At 35.7% G+C, this 19,203-nt stretch carries 16 protein-coding genes; 14 read left to right on the forward strand and 2 right to left on the reverse strand.

Going from position 1 to position 19,203, the window contains the following annotated elements:
- From AC061C_RS07845 to AC061C_RS07905, 13 genes are all read left to right on the forward strand, one after another.
- Complete coding sequence (locus AC061C_RS07845) at positions 1 to 1,248, forward strand: dicarboxylate/amino acid:cation symporter (RefSeq protein ID WP_478290702.1); 1,248 nt, start codon at positions 1 to 3, stop codon at positions 1,246 to 1,248.
- 366 nt (positions 1,249 to 1,614) lie between these two features.
- Complete coding sequence (locus AC061C_RS07850; RefSeq protein ID WP_478290703.1) at positions 1,615 to 2,439, forward strand: prephenate dehydratase; 825 nt, start codon at positions 1,615 to 1,617, stop codon at positions 2,437 to 2,439.
- Positions 2,440 to 2,505: 66 nt separating this feature from the next.
- Complete coding sequence (locus tag AC061C_RS07855; protein ID WP_478290704.1) at positions 2,506 to 3,651, forward strand: aminotransferase class I/II-fold pyridoxal phosphate-dependent enzyme; 1,146 nt, start codon at positions 2,506 to 2,508, stop codon at positions 3,649 to 3,651.
- A gap of 180 nt (positions 3,652 to 3,831) precedes the next feature.
- Entirely contained in the window at positions 3,832 to 4,689 is an 858-nt protein-coding gene (locus tag AC061C_RS07860) for a prephenate dehydrogenase (protein ID WP_478290705.1), read from the forward strand.
- Positions 4,690 to 4,809: 120 nt separating this feature from the next.
- A complete protein-coding gene (locus AC061C_RS07865) occupies positions 4,810 to 5,892 on the forward strand; it encodes a chorismate mutase (RefSeq protein ID WP_478290706.1) in 1,083 nt (360 codons plus the stop codon).
- A 164-nt stretch (positions 5,893 to 6,056) separates the two neighbouring features.
- Positions 6,057 to 7,034 carry a ribosome small subunit-dependent GTPase A gene (rsgA, locus tag AC061C_RS07870; RefSeq protein WP_478290707.1) on the forward strand — a complete coding sequence of 326 codons (978 nt, stop codon included), beginning with the start codon at positions 6,057 to 6,059 and terminating at the stop codon, positions 7,032 to 7,034.
- Positions 7,035 to 7,113: 79 nt separating this feature from the next.
- Complete coding sequence (dtd, locus tag AC061C_RS07875) at positions 7,114 to 7,566, forward strand: D-aminoacyl-tRNA deacylase (protein WP_478290708.1); 453 nt, start codon at positions 7,114 to 7,116, stop codon at positions 7,564 to 7,566.
- A 202-nt stretch (positions 7,567 to 7,768) separates the two neighbouring features.
- Positions 7,769 to 8,758 carry a virulence RhuM family protein gene (locus tag AC061C_RS07880; RefSeq protein ID WP_478290709.1) on the forward strand — a complete coding sequence of 330 codons (990 nt, stop codon included), beginning with the start codon at positions 7,769 to 7,771 and terminating at the stop codon, positions 8,756 to 8,758.
- A complete protein-coding gene (locus AC061C_RS07885) occupies positions 8,755 to 9,081 on the forward strand; it encodes a nucleotide pyrophosphohydrolase (RefSeq protein ID WP_478290710.1) in 327 nt (108 codons plus the stop codon). Before AC061C_RS07880 ends, AC061C_RS07885 begins: the two co-directional genes overlap by 4 nt.
- Positions 9,082 to 9,195: 114 nt before the next feature.
- Complete coding sequence (gene aroA, locus AC061C_RS07890) at positions 9,196 to 10,437, forward strand: 3-phosphoshikimate 1-carboxyvinyltransferase (protein ID WP_478290711.1); 1,242 nt, start codon at positions 9,196 to 9,198, stop codon at positions 10,435 to 10,437.
- 198 nt (positions 10,438 to 10,635) lie between these two features.
- Positions 10,636 to 11,685, forward strand: a complete 1,050-nt coding sequence (gene queA / locus AC061C_RS07895; protein WP_309756256.1) for a tRNA preQ1(34) S-adenosylmethionine ribosyltransferase-isomerase QueA — start codon at positions 10,636 to 10,638, stop codon at positions 11,683 to 11,685.
- A gap of 889 nt (positions 11,686 to 12,574) precedes the next feature.
- Positions 12,575 to 13,864, forward strand: a complete 1,290-nt coding sequence (gene kynU / locus AC061C_RS07900; protein ID WP_478290712.1) for a kynureninase — start codon at positions 12,575 to 12,577, stop codon at positions 13,862 to 13,864.
- A gap of 98 nt (positions 13,865 to 13,962) precedes the next feature.
- Complete coding sequence (locus AC061C_RS07905; RefSeq protein WP_417948213.1) at positions 13,963 to 14,382, forward strand: YMGG-like glycine zipper-containing protein; 420 nt, start codon at positions 13,963 to 13,965, stop codon at positions 14,380 to 14,382.
- Positions 14,383 to 14,451: 69 nt separating this feature from the next.
- Here the strand turns inward: AC061C_RS07905 and AC061C_RS07910 are convergent, their stop codons facing one another.
- Entirely contained in the window at positions 14,452 to 15,984 is a 1,533-nt protein-coding gene (locus tag AC061C_RS07910) for a cryptochrome/photolyase family protein (RefSeq protein ID WP_478290713.1), read from the reverse strand.
- A 3-nt stretch (positions 15,985 to 15,987) separates the two neighbouring features.
- Positions 15,988 to 16,629: a flavin reductase family protein gene (locus AC061C_RS07915; RefSeq protein WP_478290714.1), complete on the reverse strand. Its 642-nt coding sequence runs from the start codon at positions 16,627 to 16,629 to the stop codon at positions 15,988 to 15,990.
- A gap of 154 nt (positions 16,630 to 16,783) precedes the next feature.
- Between AC061C_RS07915 and AC061C_RS07920 the strand changes: the two genes are divergently transcribed.
- Positions 16,784 to 19,174, forward strand: a complete 2,391-nt coding sequence (locus AC061C_RS07920; RefSeq protein WP_478290730.1) for a penicillin acylase family protein — start codon at positions 16,784 to 16,786, stop codon at positions 19,172 to 19,174.
- Positions 19,175 to 19,203: the final 29 nt, after the last annotated feature.

Below are 19,203 nucleotides of genomic sequence, written 5' to 3' on the forward strand. Positions count from 1 at the left end.
ATGAAAAACACGACTTCAAGTAGTTTCTTAAAAAATTACAACAGTATTATTTTGCTGCTCGGTGGGATTTTTGTAGGGAGTATTTTAGGTTTGGTTTTTGGAAAAGGAGTGGAGGTCATTAAGCCGCTAGGCGATATATTTTTAAATTTATTGTTCACCGCAATAATTCCTTTGGTGTTTTTCACCATCGCTTCTTCTATTGCCAGTTTAGAAAAGACTGAAAAGTTAGGAAAATTGTTTCTAATTGTAATCGGAGTTTTTTTATTTACGGTATTGGTTTCGGCCATCTTGATGCTTGTAGGCGTTTTGCTTTTTCCAATTCAACAAGATTTTATTCTTTCTCAGGTTCCTATTGAAATGGTCGAAACAGGAACCGCAGGCTCGCAGATAACACAATTGCTAACAGCTAGTGATTTTTTCGAACTTTTGTCTCGAAAAAACATGTTGGCACTTATTATATTTTCATTTTTAATAGGATTTGCGTGTTTGAACTCGGGTGAAAAAGGGAAGGATTTTAGTCGGTTTCTTCATTCTGGTAATGAAGTTATGAAGCAATTGCTTCACATTATTATGAAAACGGCGCCTGTTGGTTTGGGTGCTTATTTTGCCTATCAGGTAGGCATTTTTGGGCCACAGCTGTTTGGAGCATACGCAAAACCATTAGGATTGTATTATGCGGTTTGTGCTTTTTATTTTGTAGTGTTCTTTAGTTTGTATGCCTACATGGCGGGAGGAAAATTAGGGTTTAAAGTGTTTTGGAAAAACAACATAACGCCTTCCTTGACGGCACTGGGGACTTGCAGTAGTATTGCAACAATTCCCGCAAACCTTGAAGGTGCTGAAAAAATCAATATTCCAGCATACATCAGGAATGTGGTAATACCGCTAGGCGCGCCACTGCATAAAGACGGTTCGAGCATGTCGTCGATCGTCAAAATAGCGGTGATTTTTGCTCTATTTGGAAAAGACCTTACGGATCCCTATACTATATTGGTTGCTTTGGGAATCACAGTTATAGTATCAGTAGTAGAAGGCGGAATCCCAAATGGTGGGTATATAGGTGAGATTTTAGCCATTTCAGTCTACGGATTTCCTATGGAGCAAGCCTTGCCCGCCGCTATGATTATAGGAACATTAGTAGACCCAATGGCTACATTGCTTAACGCCAATGGGGATTTAGTTTCGGCTATGTTAGTAACCCGCATTGCAGAGGGAAAAAAATGGTTGTGGGAGAAAGTATCTGATTAACAAAGTCTATAAATTCAGTTTGTTTTTAAAACCCAACAGATAGTACTGTTTTTATTGGTGTTTTAAAGGCTATTTATTGAACATTATACAATTAATAACCAGTTTTTTAGGGAATCTCTTTTTTGTCGAACAAAATGAACTTTTTCTTTGGGTCAAGTGTAAATTTTGCATACATTCGCAATGTAAAAAATATAAAAAAGCAATAGCATGTTGAGTAACCAATTTTATTTTAGCAATTCTTATTATTTCTTCTGGAAGGTCGAAAGGGATTGTTGTATGGTTATTTAATTCAAAAATTAAATTGATACTATAAATATACAATCCCGATGCGAATCGGGATTTTTTTTTGCTTAAAACTGAATAATAATGAATACAATAATAGGAATACAAGGCGTAGCGGGTTCATTTCATCATCAAGTTACTCAAGAATATTTCAATCATGAATTTGTTCTAGACGAGTGTTTGTCTTTTGAGGAATTGATCGATAATTTAATGTCAGGTAAATCAGATCAAGCGGTTATGGCGATCGAAAATTCTATTGCGGGCCCTATTATTCCTAATTACGCATTAATTGATAAAAATAATTTACACATTATAGGTGAGCATTATTTGAGTATTCATCAAAATTTAATGGCGTTGAACGGTCAAAAAATTGAAGAAATTCTTGAAGTACATTCACATCCGATGGCATTATTACAATGTATGGATTTCTTAAAAAAATATCCACATATAAAGTTAGTTGAAGATAAAGATACCGCTGAAACAGCGCGAAGAATCCAAGAAAAGCAGTTGAAAGGAATAGCGGCAATTGCCAGTAAAACAGCTTCACTAATGTATAATTTGGAAATTATTGCGCCAGAGATCCAGACGATTAAAAACAACATGACGCGCTTTGTTATTATCAAAAAAGAAAATTCATTTGTTTCCAAAAGTGAAATTAACAGAGCATCGATAAAATTTGAACTGGATCACAAGCGCGGGAGTTTAGCAGCAGTTTTAAACGTGATGAGCGATTGTAAATTGAATTTAACTAAGATTCAATCGTTGCCAAAAATAGAAACGCCCTGGAAATATTCTTTTTTTGTTGATGTCACTTTTGAAAAATATGAAGATTACGCCAAGGCAAAGTCGTTATTGATGATTATGGCAGAATACTTTAAAGTCTTGGGTGAGTATAAGAATACAAAGTGAGGCCCTTGGCTTGCCAAGGTTAGAAACAAGTTAAAAATTTAAAGCAAACGGATAAAAAACAATAAGATGATTACCACAGCAAAGCGTCTCAATACCATTGAAGAATACTATTTCTCCTCAAAATTGAGAGAAGTAAGGCAACGGGCTGCCGAAGGCAAACCCATTATTAATATGGGAATTGGAAGTCCAGATTTACTGCCGTCGCAAGCGGTAATTGACGCTATTGTTGACGCTATGCAAGATGAAAACGCACATCAGTACCAGAGTTATCAGGGATTGCCAGAGTTGCGTGAGGGTATGGCTGATTTTTATGCCAAAAATTATGGTGTAGCACTCAACCCGGTAACCGAAATTTTGCCTTTGATGGGTTCTAAGGAAGGAATTATGCACATTTCGTTGGCTTTTTTGAATGAAGGTGATCATGTTTTGATTCCGAATCCGGGATATCCTACGTACACATCAGTGACTAATTTAGTTGGAGCGGTTCCAGTGTATTATGATTTGAAAGAAGGAAACCAGTGGGAGCCTGATTTTGAAGCTTTGGAGCAACTGGATTTAAGTAAGGTAAAAATCATGTGGATTGGGTATCCACACATGCCAACAGGAGCTCGAGGGAGTTTAGAATTGTTTGAAAAATTAGTGGCTTTTGCTGCAAAACATGAAATCTTATTGGTGAATGATAATCCGTATAGTTTTGTTTTGAATGACGATCCGATGAGTTTGTTACAGGTAGAAGGCGCTTCAGCCGTGGCTTTAGAACTGAATTCTTTGAGTAAAACGTTTAATATGGCGGGCTGGAGAGTAGGCATGGTGTTAGGAAACGCCAATGCTATTGATGCGGTTTTGAAAGTAAAAAGCAATATGGATAGCGGCATGTTTTACGGAATTCAGAAAGGAGCCATTGAAGCACTTAAAAGCGAAAAAGCTTGGTTTGATTCTATGAACGAAATCTATAAAAAACGACGAATCCTTACGGAACAGTTAGCCGAAAAATTAGGTTGTAAAGTGTACAAAGAAGGTGTTGGTTTATTTGTTTGGGCAAAGTTGCCCGATGGAGTTACATCGGCTGCCGATTTTATTGATACGATCTTGTACGAAAAATCAATTTTTATTACGCCGGGTACTATTTTTGGGAGTAATGGCGAAGGGTATATTCGGTTTGCTTTATGTATTAAAGAAGAAAAGATAAGAGAAGCAATCAGTCGATTTTAGTAAGGACTTGATTAATCTTTCACGTCGTAGAGTTGAAAAATAAAGATCGTTTTAAGAAAATAAATGTTCTCGAGAACGAAATTCCCTAGCCCTGATAGCAGTGGAAATCCTTTGCTGCCGGCGTTCGGCAGGAAAGATTGCAACGGATAGCAGGATAAGCTTCGGATAAAAAACAAAAAAATGAAAGTATTTGTAATAGGCATAGGATTGATAGGTGGTTCGATGGTGTTGGATATTAAAGATTTATATCCCCACGCTACGATTTATGGGATTGATACCAACGAAAAACATTTGGAACAGGCAATTGAGTTGGGTGTTATTGATGAGGTGGCAACATTTGCAGACTTACTGCATGCTGATTTTGTGATTGTTTCGGTTCCGGTAGATGTAGCGCTCACGGTTGTGCCCCAAGTTTTGGATTCAATAGAAGACCAAACGATTGTTTTTGAAGTTGGTTCTACAAAATTACCTATTTGTGAGGGAATTGCCAATCATCCCAAAAGGAGAAATTTTATAGCTACGCATCCTATTGCTGGAACGGAATTTTCGGGACCATCTGCAGCGATAAAAGGCTTGTTTCAAGGAAAAACAAACATTATTTGTGAGGTGGAGAAAACGACTTTTAAATTGCAAGAACGTGCCTTGGCGTTGTTTCAAGAAATGGGAATGCGCATTCGGTATATGGATCCAAAATCACATGATAAGCATATTGCGTACGTCTCGCATTTGTCTCACATCAGTGCTTTTATGTTAGGGAAAACAGTAATTGACAAGGAAAAACATGAGCAGGATATTTTTGATATGGCGGGTTCTGGTTTTGAAAGTACCGTGCGTCTTGCTAAAAGTTCGCCCGCGATGTGGACACCCATTTTTAAACAAAATAGAAAGCAAGTAGTAAAAACACTGAATGAATACATCTCGAATTTATCTAAATTTAAAGAGCTTTTAGAGAATGAGGATTACGAGGCGATCTACAATGAAATGGAAAGCGTGAATAAAATAAAAGAAATATTGAACGGGATGAATGTAAAGAAGTGATAGTGATAAGTGTTCAGTCAAAGTTAACAGAAAAAATAATTAAAAATAATTAACAACAATCATCCATTTGCAGCTCCCTCCCCTTTGGAGAGGGCTGGGGTGGTGAAAAATTTAGAAAAGATGGAAAATAAAAAAGAAATGAGAAACTGGTTGAATGAATTCAATTTGACTCATCCCTTAGTAATTGCAGGGCCTTGTAGTGCCGAAACAGAAGAGCAAGTATTGAAAATCGCACATGAGTTAAAAGATTCAGATGTAAGTATTTTTAGAGCAGGAATCTGGAAACCAAGAACGCGTCCAGGAGGATTTGAAGGCGTGGGCGAAATAGGTTTGAAGTGGTTGAAAAAAGCAAAAGAGCAAACCGGTTTGCTTATGGGAACTGAGGTAGCCAATGCTGCTCACGTAAAATTAGCGTTAGAGTATGATATTGATGTATTGTGGATAGGAGCAAGAACAACAGTAAATCCTTTTGCGGTTCAAGAAATTGCTGATGCATTAGCGGGAACAGATAAAATTGTTTTGGTAAAAAATCCTGTAAACCCAGATTTATCATTGTGGTTAGGTGGTGTAGAGCGTTTGTACAATGCTGGAATTGAGAAATTAGGAGTAATTCACAGAGGGTTTTCGACTTATGAAAAAACCAAATACCGTAATATTCCAGAATGGCAAATTGCTATTGAATTGCAAAACAAATTTCCAGATTTGCCTTTAATTATTGATCCATCGCATATTACTGGTGATCGAAAAATGATTCTTGAAGTTACGCAAGAAGCCCTAGATTTGAATTACGACGGAATGATTATTGAAACGCATATTGATCCAGACAATGCTTGGAGTGATGCGGCTCAGCAAGTAACACCTGATGCTTTGAAACAAATTTTTATTGATTTGAAAGTAAGAAAACTAAATGATGTGTCTGACGAGTATACACAGAAAATGAAAAAATTAAGAGCTAACATTGACGTTTTAGATGCTACTTTGCTAGAACTTTTAGGAAAACGAATGAAAGTAGCTGACGAAATAGGTGTAGTGAAGAAAGCGGCCAATGTTGCGGTATTGCAAAACACCCGATGGAACGAAATTTTAGGAAAAATGATTTTGGATGGGGAAACCAAAGGACTTTCAGAAGAGTTTGTTTTAAAATTATTCAAAGCCATTCACCAAGAAAGTATTAGCCATCAAGATAAGGTGTTGAATGCATAAATTGTAATGACTAATCCTAATTAATCGATAACGATTATTTAGGATTAGTCATCTCTTTGATTTAATAGAGTTGACGAGTTTCTGTTTGGAACAAGTTCAAAAAAACTGCAAACTTTATCCCGAAGTGTCGGGATAAACTTGAAACAAAATTTTACCTTTGCCTCATGACAGGACTCGTTTATAAATCTACAGGAAGTTGGTACACCGTAAAATCAGAGCAAGGAGATTTTATAGAATGCCGTATGAAAGGGAAATTCCGAATAAAAGGAATCAAAAGCACCAACCCCATTGCTGTAGGTGATGTTGTCGATTATGAATTGGAAGAATCCTCGGATACTGTTACAGGAACCATTCACAACATCCACGAAAGAAAAAATTATATTGTCCGTAAGTCGGTTAATTTATCCCATCAGATGCATATTATTGCATCTAATATTGATCGTGTTTTTTTATTGATAACAATAAATAATCCGCCTACTACATTTAATTTTATAGATCGTTTTCTTGTAACTGCCGAAGCATACGGAATTGAAACCATTTTAGTTTTTAACAAAATAGACACGTTTGACGAAGTTACCTTAGATGAGCAATTGTATATGCAACATGTGTATCAGGAAATTGGATACAAATGTTTGCGCGTTTCTTCAACCGAAATGAAAGGTATAGAGGAATTGAAAGCAATGATGATTGGCAAAGTGAGTATGTTTTCTGGACATTCAGGTGTTGGGAAATCTACTTTAGTCAATGCTATGGAACCTACTTTGCATCTAAAAACAAAGACAATATCAGAGGCAAGCAAGCAAGGGCAACACACTACGACTTTTGCAGAAATGTATGATCTATCCTTTGATGCTAGGATAATTGATACCCCTGGAATCAAAGGTTTTGGAATTGTAGATATGGAAAAGGAGGAAATTAGCGGTTACTTTCCAGAGTTCTTTAAATTAAAAGATCAGTGTAAATTCAATAATTGTTTGCATAAAGACGAACCGCATTGCGCTATCAAAGCCGCTTTGGAAAAAGATGAAATTGCTTGGTCTCGTTACAGAAGTTATCTTAAAATTCTAGAAGGAGATGATGAACATTATCGAACAGATATTCATAACGAGGATCGAATTATAAGCGATAAAACGAGGGAATAGTTTTGAAAAGTCATAAGTAACGAGGGATATAGATTTTTTTTACTTTCGACTTTATGACTTTTAACTTTATGACAAACAAATGAAAGTAGTAATTCAAAGAGTTTCTTCCTCCTCTGTAACCATAGATGCTAAAATCGTTGCCGAAATCCAAAAAGGGTTGTTGGTATTAGTTGGTATAGAAGATAGCGATACTCCAGAAGATATTTCTTGGTTGACGTCGAAAATTGTGAATCTCCGCATTTTTGGAGATGAAAATCAGGTGATGAATTTATCTGTAAAAGATATTGACGGCGATATTATAGTAGTTTCTCAATTTACCCTTCATGCCTTGACCAAGAAAGGAAATCGTCCTTCCTATATAAAAGCTTCCAAGCCAGAAATAGCTGTTCCTATGTATGAAGAATTCGTTGCTCAAATGCAAAAGGATTTAGGTAAAAAAGTACAAACCGGAGTTTTTGGTGCCGATATGAAAGTACAACTTTTGAACGATGGACCTGTGACCATAATTATGGATAGTAAAAATAGAGAATAAATATACTAGTTTATTGTACGATTTGTGCTATTTTTGAAAACCACGAATTAAGACTTCCGCAACAAAAATCCGTTCCGCTTTTATGCATAATTGATTGATTTTCAGCTAATAAGTTTTAAATTATTTGAAGAAGTCTATGAAAATTTGAGTGAGAAATTGCAGCCAATGGTTTATGAATTAGGATTTTTAAAAATATAAATAAATGAACGATGATTTAAAAAAGTTTGTTTTATACACTACACCAAGCGGAGAAATACGTGTCGATGTTTTGTTGCAAAATGAAACGGTATGGCTTTCACAAAAAGCAATGTCATTATTGTTTGATTGCAGTACAGATAATGTATCATTGCACTTAAAAAATATTTTTGAAAGTAATGAGTTAGAGGAAAATTCAGTTACCGAGGTTTTCTCGGCAACTGCATCTGATGGCAAAACGTATAAAGTAAAACATTATAGTTTAGACGCCATAATTTCAGTTGGCTACAGAGTAAATTCTTCCAAAGCTACACAATTTCGTATTTGGGCAACCCAAACTTTAAAGGAATATATTATAAAAGGTTTTGTTTTAGACGACAATCGTTTAAAACAAGGTCAGGCTATTTTTGGTAAAGATTACTTTAAAGAATTACTACAAAGAGTTCGTTCTATTCGAGCGAGCGAAAGGAGAATTTATCAGCAAGTAACGGATATTTTTGCGGAGTGTAGTATTGACTATGACAGCCATGCCGATATCACAAAAAATTTCTATGCCACAGTCCAAAATAAATTTCATTTTGCAATAACCGGCAGTACTGCTGCCGAAATAATAGCCAATACTGCCGACGCTACGAAGGAAAATATGGGATTATCGACTTGGAAAAATAGTCCAAACGGTAGGGTTTTGAAATCGGATGTGGTAGTTGCTAAAAACTATTTGCAAGAAAAAGAAATTAAACAATTAGAACGCACCGTAACGGGTTATTTTGATTACATAGAAGGTTTGATAGCGCGGGAGCATACTTTTACGATGAATCAATTGGCTGAAAGTGTAAATAAATTTCTAAACTTTAATGATTATAGAGTTTTAGATAGTAAAGGAAAAATTTCTAAAATAGAAGCTGATAAAAAAGCAATCGCTGCTTATGAAGTTTTTAATAAAACACAGAAAATAATTTCTGATTTTGATAAAGAAATAAAAAAAATAATAAAATGAACCTAAAAAACTCCCAACTCGACGTAGACACCTGGATCAAAGAACACGGCGTTCGTTACTTTAATGAACTCACTAATATGGCGCAACTTACCGAAGAAGTAGGTGAAGTAGCGCGTATCATTGCCCGCCGTTATGGCGAACAATCCGAAAAAGAAAGTGATAAAAATAAAGATTTAGGCGAGGAGCTTGCCGATGTCGTTTTTGTAGTATTGTGTTTAGCCAATCAAACGGGTGTCGATTTACAGGCGGCTTTCGATAAAAAAATGGATTTAAAATCCGTTAGAGATAAAGATCGTCACAAAAACAACGATAAACTCAAATAATTTGTCAACTATAAATTATGAATTCCAAATTCGGAGTGATAAATTGCGAACATGAATTATAGTAGTCCACATCTATGATTTATAACTCATACTTCATAACTCATAATTAGCTATATGAATTTAAAAATAAGTACGGATTCGCAACACACAATTGATACCGGATCATTAAATATTACTGGCTCAAAGAGTGAAACCAATCGGTTGTTATTGCTACAAGCGTTGTTTTCAAATATAACTTTAGAAAATACTTCCAACTCGGATGATAGCGAAGTAATGAGTAAGGCTTTATCAAATTCACAACTCACAATTGACAGCTCACAATTAATAGACATTCATCATGCGGGCACAGCAATGCGGTTTCTTACTGCTTATTTTGCCGTTAGCGAAGGGAGTGAAGTAATTTTGACGGGTTCTCAACGAATGCAAGAACGTCCTATCAAAGTATTGGTAGAGGCTCTAGAACAATTGGGAGCTAAAATTACGTATGAAAAGGAAGTCGGTTATCCGCCGATTCGGATAATTGGCCAAAAAATCACCAGATCCCAAGTAAGCATTCCTGCAAATGTGAGTAGCCAGTACATTTCTGCACTGTTGTTAGTAGCGCCAAAATTGCAAGACGGTATCGAAATTACTTTGGTTGGTGAAATCACCTCAGTCCCATATATCAAAATGACTTTGGCATTATTAAATGATTTGGACATCAAAACTAGTTTTGAAGGAAATGTTATTACCGTTTATCCAAAACAAGAAGTTGCCTCAACAGTGATGACTGTCGAATCCGATTGGAGCTCAGCCTCTTATTTTTTTAGTATTGTTGCTTTATCCAAAAACAGCACGATATCGTTAAGCAGTTACAAAGAAACCAGTTTGCAAGGCGATTCGGCTTTGGTTGAAATCTACAAACAAATGGGAGTTGATACGCATTTTCAAGGAAACAAAATGACTTTAGTAAAACAGTCTGATTTTAAACCAGAAAATTTAAATTTAGACTTAAATAATACGCCAGACATCGCGCAAACCATAGTGGTGACCTGCTTAGGACTAGGAATTGGTTGTCATCTTACGGGCCTTCATACCCTAAAAATCAAAGAAACTGATAGACTGGAAGCACTACGAATAGAACTAACAAAACTGGGAGCAACTATATCAGTTACCAATGATAGCTTGACGCTGGTGGCCTCAGACAAAATCAATTACAATATTAAAATCGCTACCTATAATGATCACAGAATGGCGATGGCATTTGCGCCATTAGCTTTAAAAGTGCCAATTGTTATTGAAAACGCCGAAGTAGTTTCAAAATCATATCCTGATTTTTGGGAAGATTTAAAAAGTTTAGGTTTCAAAATTTCGTAACACACCCTCAATTCATTGAAGAAAACATGTTTTCGTTCTCACTTTCCTTTAGATAGTCCCGAGGCTTCTAGAGGGGTGAGGAAAAATAAACAGCAAAACACTTGACAACGCCTATCTCACAATCGTATATTTGCACACGATTATAATTTGTTGAGGCTTAACTCGTAACTTATAATTCATAACTTATAAATTTTTAAGATGAAATTATCACACTTTCAATTCGATTTACCAAAAGAGCTTCTTGCCGAATATCCAGCTGAAAACAGAGACGAAGCACGTCTTATGGTTATTGATCGTAAGAAAGGAACAATAGAACATAAAATGTTTAAAGATGTTATCGATTATTTTGATGACGGAGATGTTTTAATTCTAAATAACACTAAGGTTTTTCCAGCGCGTTTGTATGGAAACAAAGAAAAAACAGGTGCTAGAATCGAAGTTTTTTTATTAAGAGAACTTAACTCAGAACAAAGACTTTGGGACGTTTTAGTAGATCCAGCACGTAAAATCAGGATAGGTAATAAACTATATTTTGGAGATGACGATTCGTTAGTCGCTGAGGTAATTGACAACACGACTTCTCGAGGAAGAACATTGCGTTTTCTTTACGACGGTTCTTATGAAGAATTCAGGAATAAATTAACAGAACTGGGCGAAACTCCAATTCCAAAATATATTTCTAGAGATGTAACTCCAGAAGATGCAGAGCGTTACCAAACTATTTATGCAAAGGAAGAAGGTTCTGTAGCAGCGCCAACTGCAGGATTACACTTTTCTAAACACCTATTGAAAAAGTTAGAAATCAAAGGAATTAAATTTGCTGAGGTTACACTTCACGTAGGTTTAGGAACGTTCAATCCAGTTGAAGTAGAGGATTTGTCTAAACATAAAATGGATTCCGAGGAGTTAAAAATCACGCAAGAGGCCTGCGATATTGTGAACAGTGCCAAAGCCAAAAAGAAACGTATTTGTACCGTAGGGACAACATCCATGCGTGCGGTGGAGAGTTCAGTTTCATCACAAAATACTTTAAATCCTTTTGATGGATGGACTAATAAATTCGTTTTTCCTCCACATGATTTCGCGATCCCAACGTGTATGATTACAAATTTTCACACACCTAAATCTACTTTATTGATGATGGTTTCTGCATTTTGCGGACATGATTTAATGAAAAAAGCCTACGCCGAAGCTATCGAAGAAAAATACCAATTTTACTCTTACGGAGATGCTATGTTAATCATTTAATCTGAATTCATTTTAGATTCTAAATAAAAAAATCTCGTCAGCAATGGCGAGATTTTTTTGTTATTTGCAAAATGATATTTAGGGTGTGTCCCGCAGAAAAAGCGGGTCGGGCTATTCGCTGTATCTGTATTTTCTTAAAGAAAGAAAATAAAGGATGCCGCTACTATCCCTCACACGAAGCTGTCATCTAACGAGATTTTTGTACACAAATATTATTTTGTAACAATAAAAAACCTGCTATGATTTCGCAATTATAACCAAATCTGAAATCAAGAATCGTTAATCAAAAATCTTCAATCTCTTTTATTCTCTAATGCAAGAATAAGAATCTATTTTGTTATTGATATTGAACGAACCACCATAGGAAAAGTCTTCAGAGGAGTTTTGACCCGTAATTTAAAAAACACCCATGTCTGATTTTTTTAAACTTCCTATATTGGCATCCGCATTTTCAGCAATACTTTTGGCTCTAGCACTGGCATCTTTGGTGGCTTCGGCAATCATTTGTATTTTTAATGTGGCTAGTTTGGTATAGTAGTATTCTGGTGGACTCGAGTAAAACTTTAAACCAGAGTTGATTAACTCACAGGATTGTCTCGATATTTATTCAATTTTATTTACTTCTGCAGATTAAATATTTACGTTTTGGGTGAGCGTAAAACCAGTAAAAATATGCTGTCTTGTCGTGTCGTTTTCGTTAAAAGTAGTTTCAAAATCCGTGTTAAAATTTACTGCCGAGAAAATAATAAGTTGTTTTTTAGTTCCTTATAAAAAGTAGTAACTATTTTTTTTACATTCAAATATTTACTTTTTTAAGTTTTACCAATCAATTAAAAGTCTTTTATCTATCGCTCCTTTTTTACTACTTTTACAAAACAAAATACAAATCATGACTTTCGAAAATACCATTGAATTTGCAAAAAAAATGGATTCACAAGATCCTTTACAAAAATACCAGCAAGAATTTCATTTCCCTGAGGTGAATGGAAAAAAAGTGATTTATTTTACAGGAAATTCTTTGGGTTTGCAACCCAAAAGAACAAAAGGGTATGTAGATGAAGTAATGAATGATTGGGCTAATCTCGCTGTTGAAGGTCATTTTTACAGTGAAAAACCATGGTGGGATTATCACGAACGTTTTGCCAAACCACTGAGTAAAATTGTGGGTGCTTTGCCAAGTGAAGTGACTGTAATGAATACATTGACGGTTAATCTTCATTTATTGATGGTTTCGTTTTACCAACCTACAAAAACTAGATATAAAATTATTTGCGAGGAGAAAGCATTTCCTTCAGATCAATACATGTTTCAGAGTCAAGTCGATTTTCATTCGCGAAGCGTTGGCTTTCATCCCGAGGATGCGCTTGTCGAAATTAAGCGTCGCGAAGGCGAACACAACATTCGATTAGAAGATGTTTTGGCAAAAATAAAAGAAGTTGGCAATGAGTTGGCTTTGGTATTAATTGGCGGTGTCAATTACTACACAGGACAAGTTTTTGATATGAAAACGATCACCGCTGCAGGTCATGAAGCGGGTGCTTATGTGGGTTGGGATTTAGCGCATGCTGCTGGTAATGTAAAGTTGAACTTGCACGATTGGAATATAGATTTTGCATCATGGTGCAGTTATAAGTATATGAATTCCGGACCCGGAAACGCGTCGGGATGTTTTATCCATGAAAAACACCATAATAATGCACAGTTACCCAGATTTGCAGGCTGGTGGGGACATAACAAAGAACGCCGTTTCAAGATGGAACAAACTTTTGATCCCGTTCATGGTGCCGATGGTTGGCAAATCAGTAATTTACCCATATTATCTCTTGCACCATATTTGGCCTCAGTCGAAATGTTTGATGAAATTGGAATGGATTCTTTGATTCAAAAAAGAAATGCTATAACCTCTTATTTAGAATTTATTTTGCACGAAATAGACAAAGAGGTCGAAAGTACTTTTGAAATCATTACTCCTTCAAATCAGGAAGAGAGAGCCTCGCAATTATCTGTATTGCTGCATGGCGAAGGTCGAAGTTTGTTTGAATACCTTATGAAAAATGGTGTGATCACAGATTGGCGTGAACCAAATGTAATTCGTTTAGCACCAGTTCCTCTATATTCCTCCTTTGAAGATATGTATCATTTTGGGCAAATATTAAAAGCGGGAATTCTTAATAAATAGGAGTTCAAATATTATAAAAAATTATTTCGATTTTATAACTAATATTTAGCCGTTTCATTGTTACTTTGTAAAAGTATTAATCACAAAATAAATAAATTATGAAAGCATTATATTTTATACTACTTGCTGCAGTTGTTGTTTCTTGTCAAAATCAAGGAAAAATGGAAATTGAAAAAGCTAAATTAGCAACTGTAGATTCGATGAAAGTTGAAATGGAAAAACAAAGAGTTATTGATTCCATGCAAGTAGAGATGGCGAAAATCGAAGAAGCTAAAATTGAAACTCAAAAAGAAGTTGTAGTGGTTAGACAACCAGCGACTACTACGACTACAACAACTACGCAAAGGAAAGGTATGAGCAGTACAGCTAAAGGTGCTTTAATTGGTGCAGGAGTTGGAGCAGCTACAGGTGCAATTATTAGCAAGAAAAAAGTTCAAGGAGCTATTATTGGTGGTGTTGCGGGTGCAGGTGTTGGCGCTGGAACAGGAGCTATAATTGATGGAAGTAAAAATAATTAATTTTATCTTTCTAATAAAAAACGGGTGCTTAACTTCATATTGAATTTAAGCACCCGTTTTGTATAGCGTTTAGTACGAATCCATATTGGCAATGATTTCATTTGCCTTGGTCTTAATCTTAAACAATTCTTCGGGATCCATTTTCTTTAATAAATTCAACATCATTCCCATTCGTTGATTGCCCTTGAAGTAGTCTTTTTTCTCGTCTAGAAAGTTCCAGTAAAGCGTATTAAAAGGGCATGCTTTATCACCAAATTTCTCTTTCACATTGTACTGGCACTTTGTACAATTATTACTCATTTTATTGATGTAACTTCCAGAGGAAACATATGGTTTTGTTGCAATAATTCCACCATCAGCATATTGAGACATCCCTCGTGTGTTAGGCATTTCTACCCATTCAATGGCATCGATATATACTCCTAGATACCATGCATCTACCTCGTCTGGATGAATTTGAGTAAGCAACGTAAAATTGCCAATGACCATAAGCCTTTGAATGTGATGCGCGTACGCTTCATCTAAACTCTGATTGATGGCATGGCTCATGCAATTCATTTTGGTTTTGCCCGTCCAGAAAAAATCAGGTAGTTTATTTTTATTTTCTAGCACATTCATTTGGGCATAATTGGGCATTTCCTTCCAGTATATTCCTCTAATGTATTCGCGCCATCCCAGTATTTGTCGCACAAATCCCTCAACTTGAGAGATAGTTATAGTAGTTTCATTAGCGTGATAAAATGCAATTACGGTTTCGATTACCTCTTTTGGTGAAAGCATTTTACTGTTCATCGCAAAGGAGAGACGGGAATGAAATAAGAATTTTTCATCAGTATGCATCGCATCTTCGTAATCGCCAAAATGTTTTAATAAATGATGACAGAAATAATCCAAAACTTGTAATGATTGCTCCCGAGAAGTGGGCCAACTAAATTTTTTCTCATCAATATTACCAAAAGTAAGGATACCAGCTTCTCTTATTTGGCTTACCACTTCAGTTACATCAGCGTTGAAGTTTTTTTCAGCGGGAACTGGAACCTCACCTTTGTATTTTTTTCGGTTGTCGTGATCAAAGTTCCATTGATTGCCTGTAGGACTAGAACCATCCATCAAGACATGGTGCTTTTTGCGCATATTTCGATAGAAATTTTCCATCAGCAATAACTTTTTACCTTCAAAAAATTGTGCGAGTTCATGTCTAGTAGTGTAAAAATGTTCAGAATCGAATGCCTCTGATGGAATTGTCAAACTTGCACCTATAGATTGCAGTTGTACATCAAGTCGGTATTCATCGGGAAGCAAATATTCAAATTTTTCAATGTTGTATTTTTCGATACAAGAGTTGATGATTTTTGCCAAATCGTTTGGATTCGAATTCGCATTGATTTGATAATAAACTGCTTGATGCCCTTTTGATTGCAAAGAAGTGTAAAAGTTACGCATCGAAAGGAAAAATGCAACCACTTTTTGAATGTGATGCTTAACATAGTCTGTTTCCTGACGCATTTCTGCAAGTACATAAACTGTATCATGATCGATTTGCTTAAACCAAGAATGTTCAGAATTTAATTGATCGCCAAGTATGAGCCGAAGTTTTTTCATAATTTATTTTTTGAAAAATGATGTGCTTGGAATCTCTTTTCGAGCATATTGATACCGATCAATTAGTTTGGGTAAGCAATACCCATCAAGACCATTTATAGCGACTACATTTCCTTTATCTAGTTGCAACCAGCCATCTTTATGCTCTAGTTCTTCTTCAAAAAATAAGTGTTCAATAGAGGCAATCACGTGAATGGTATCGTTTTCTTTTATATGGTATTCATTTAAATATTTGCAATACAATTGCACCGGACTTCCTTTTACAAACGGAACATCAATAGTTGCTTTATATTCCTCTTCTAAATTGGTTTTATCAAATTCAGAAGTGCCCAGTTCATAGTTGGCCGAGGTATGATGCGCATCAGATATCATAGCTGCTGTGATGTGGTTTATTGTAAAATATCCAGTTTCTTTAATGTTTTTATAGGTATCTCTGGGAACGGTAGTGGGGCGCATGATGAAACCAATCATGGCAGGATTACTACCTAAATGGGTAACGCTACTAAAAATAGCCACATTGGTCATCCCATCAAGGGATTTTGTACCCAAAAGACTAGCTGATTTATAACCAGTACAAGAGTTAATTAAATTTAATCTTTCGATTTTCTCCATTTGAGAAATAGTGTCTCTTGAAATATGTTTCATATATTATATTTTGGGACAAATATACTTTTTGTTTAATTAAATTTAAAATAAACTAAACAAAATAACAGTATTATTTCGAAAGTATTTGAGCCTTTAAATTAATTGTTCAAATAACTATCAAATCCTATATATTTGTTTTTCAATTTATCCAATGATGAAAATATTTAAAAAATCAGTTCTTATTTTACTCTTGATATTAGCTTTTGTAGTGGGGGCAGCCTTAGTTTATGGTTTTTATTTAAAACCAAAATATGAAGGTGAGTTGCAGTTAAAGAACATTCAAGAAGAAACCACCGTTTACTTTGATGAGTTTGGTGTGCCACATATTTATGCCACCAATTCCCAAGATGCTATGATGGCGCTGGGATATGTTCACGCACAAGATCGCTTGTGGCAAATGGAATTGATGCGCCGTATCGCGCCTGGAAGATTGTCTGAAATTTTTGGTTCAGTAGCGTTAAAGAATGATAAATTTTTTGCAGGATTGGGAATCGAAGAAGCCTCAACAAAGGCCATTGACGCATTGGATAAAAAAAGTCAAAGCTATCAACTAACAATGGCTTATCTAGAGGGAATCAATCAGTATCTGGATGATGGTAAAACGCCAATCGAGTTTAGTTTGGTTGGTATAAAAAAGGAGAAGTTCACTATTACGGATGTCTACAATATTTTTGGTTACATGTCTTTTAGCTTTGCGATGGCACAAAAATCAGACCCTTTACTTACTGATATTCGTAACAAGTATGGAATGGAGTATTTAAAAGATTTTGGAATTGATGGTTCGTTCAATACGACTCAAATTAAAAACGCTAAGGAAATACCACAAGAATATGCGGCGATATCAAAATCAGTGGCTACAATTTTAGATCAGTCACCAGTTTCTCCTTTCATAGGAAGCAACAGTTGGGTAATTGCTTCAGAAAAAACTAAAAACGGAAAAGTTATTTTTGCAAATGATCCACATATCGGTTTTTCGCAACCAGGCACTTGGTATGAAGCGCATATTGTAACACCAGAATTTGAATTGTATGGTAGTTATTTGGCTGGAACTCCTTACCCTTTGTTGGGTCATAATCGGGACTATGCTTATGGCTTAACGATGTTCGAAAATGATGATATCGATTTATATCAGGAAGAAAATAATCCCAAGGATGCCAAAGCGTATAAAACACCAAATGGGTTTAGCGCATACGAAATACGTGAAAAAACAATTAAGGTTAAGGATTCATCAGATGTGGTTTTAAATGTAAAAATCACACGCCACGGTCCTGTTGTCAATGACTTGATTGATGGTTTAAAGAATGATAAGCCGGTTGCATTATCTTGGATTTACACCCAGCAACCCATACAAATTCTAGATGCAGTTTATGAATTATCGCATGCAAAAAGCAAAACTGATTTTCAAAAAGGGGTAGCTTTAATCGCAGCTCCGGGATTGAATGTTATGTATGGGGATGCGAAGGGGAACGTGGCGTGGTGGGCTACGGGTAAGTTATACAAACATCAAGCAGGTGTCAATCCTAATTTTATTTTGGAAGGCGCTAGTGGTAAAGAGGATATAAAAGAATTTTTGGATTTCTCCAAAAATCCGTCTGCAGTAAATCCAAAATGGAATTATGTCTACTCCGCAAACAATCAACCAGAGCCAGTCGATGGGTTTTTCTATCCAGGATATTATCTCCCAGAAGACAGAGCCAAACGAATTACACAATTATTAGAACCAAAGTCAAATTGGGATAAAGCCGCTGTGGGTCAAATGATTTATGACAATACGTCTTCAGTCGCTCCAGAAGTAGTAAAACAATTAATTTCGAATCTTTCGCAACAAGCACTATCCAGCAATGAGAAGGAAGCCCTTGCTGTTTTAAAAAAATGGAATGGCTCTAATAACCTTACAGATGTAGCACCTACATTATATAACAAATGGATTTATACCTATCTCAAAAATACATTCGAAGATGAATTAGGACCAGAGCAATTCCAAATGCTCTTAAAGACACACATTATAAAACAAATAGTAGCGCGGCAAATTGTAAATGAAAAGTCACTCTGGTGGGATAATATCAGCACAAAAAATCTAAAGGAAACTCGAAGTCAAATTGTATTGCAGTCTTTCAAAGAGTCAGTAGCTGCTTTAGAAAAACAATTAGGAAGCACTGTTTCTAGTTGGACTTGGAACAAGGTTCATACTGTTGAGCATCAGCATCCATTGGGAAAAGTAGCCGCTTTGAGAGGTTTTTTTAATGTGGGGCCTTTTGAAGTTTCGGGATCAACAGAAGTAATCAATAATTTATTTTTTGATTTTACCGCAGATGGGAATTATATCGTAAAAGGCGGTCCGTCGACAAGACGCGTTATCGATTTTTCGGATATTGAAAACAGCTGGAGTATTTTGCCAACAGGACAATCGGGTAATCCGTTTAGTGCGCATTACAGCGACCAAGCAGCGCTTTATAATGCTGGGAAATTCAGGCGAATGTTACTAAATAAAGATGAGATTGTTAGAACTTCAACAAAATTGCTTTTTATTCCTAGTAAAAATTGATTGTTTATAAAGAGCTTAGAAATATAAAT

This window comes from Flavobacterium sp. GNP010, assembly GCF_056428945.1.

What these genes read in the sequence shown, in the direction of transcription:
- AC061C_RS07920 (WP_478290730.1), top strand. Translation starts at nt 16,784, where the DNA reads ATGAAAATATTTAAAAAATCAGTTCTTATTTTACTCTTGATATTAGCT.
- AC061C_RS07845 (WP_478290702.1), top strand. Translation starts at nt 1, where the DNA reads ATGAAAAACACGACTTCAAGTAGTTTCTTAAAAAATTACAACAGTATT.
- queA (WP_309756256.1), top strand. Translation starts at nt 10,636, where the DNA reads ATGAAATTATCACACTTTCAATTCGATTTACCAAAAGAGCTTCTTGCC.
- AC061C_RS07910 (WP_478290713.1), bottom strand. Translation starts at nt 15,984, where the DNA reads ATGAAAAAACTTCGGCTCATACTTGGCGATCAATTAAATTCTGAACAT.
- AC061C_RS07915 (WP_478290714.1), bottom strand. Translation starts at nt 16,629, where the DNA reads ATGAAACATATTTCAAGAGACACTATTTCTCAAATGGAGAAAATCGAA.
- AC061C_RS07860 (WP_478290705.1), top strand. Translation starts at nt 3,832, where the DNA reads ATGAAAGTATTTGTAATAGGCATAGGATTGATAGGTGGTTCGATGGTG.
- AC061C_RS07905 (WP_417948213.1), top strand. Translation starts at nt 13,963, where the DNA reads ATGAAAGCATTATATTTTATACTACTTGCTGCAGTTGTTGTTTCTTGT.
- AC061C_RS07865 (WP_478290706.1), top strand. Translation starts at nt 4,810, where the DNA reads ATGGAAAATAAAAAAGAAATGAGAAACTGGTTGAATGAATTCAATTTG.
- dtd (WP_478290708.1), top strand. Translation starts at nt 7,114, where the DNA reads ATGAAAGTAGTAATTCAAAGAGTTTCTTCCTCCTCTGTAACCATAGAT.
- kynU (WP_478290712.1), top strand. Translation starts at nt 12,575, where the DNA reads ATGACTTTCGAAAATACCATTGAATTTGCAAAAAAAATGGATTCACAA.
- AC061C_RS07880 (WP_478290709.1), top strand. Translation starts at nt 7,769, where the DNA reads ATGAACGATGATTTAAAAAAGTTTGTTTTATACACTACACCAAGCGGA.
- rsgA (WP_478290707.1), top strand. Translation starts at nt 6,057, where the DNA reads ATGACAGGACTCGTTTATAAATCTACAGGAAGTTGGTACACCGTAAAA.
- AC061C_RS07850 (WP_478290703.1), top strand. Translation starts at nt 1,615, where the DNA reads ATGAATACAATAATAGGAATACAAGGCGTAGCGGGTTCATTTCATCAT.
- AC061C_RS07885 (WP_478290710.1), top strand. Translation starts at nt 8,755, where the DNA reads ATGAACCTAAAAAACTCCCAACTCGACGTAGACACCTGGATCAAAGAA.
- aroA (WP_478290711.1), top strand. Translation starts at nt 9,196, where the DNA reads ATGAATTTAAAAATAAGTACGGATTCGCAACACACAATTGATACCGGA.
- AC061C_RS07855 (WP_478290704.1), top strand. Translation starts at nt 2,506, where the DNA reads ATGATTACCACAGCAAAGCGTCTCAATACCATTGAAGAATACTATTTC.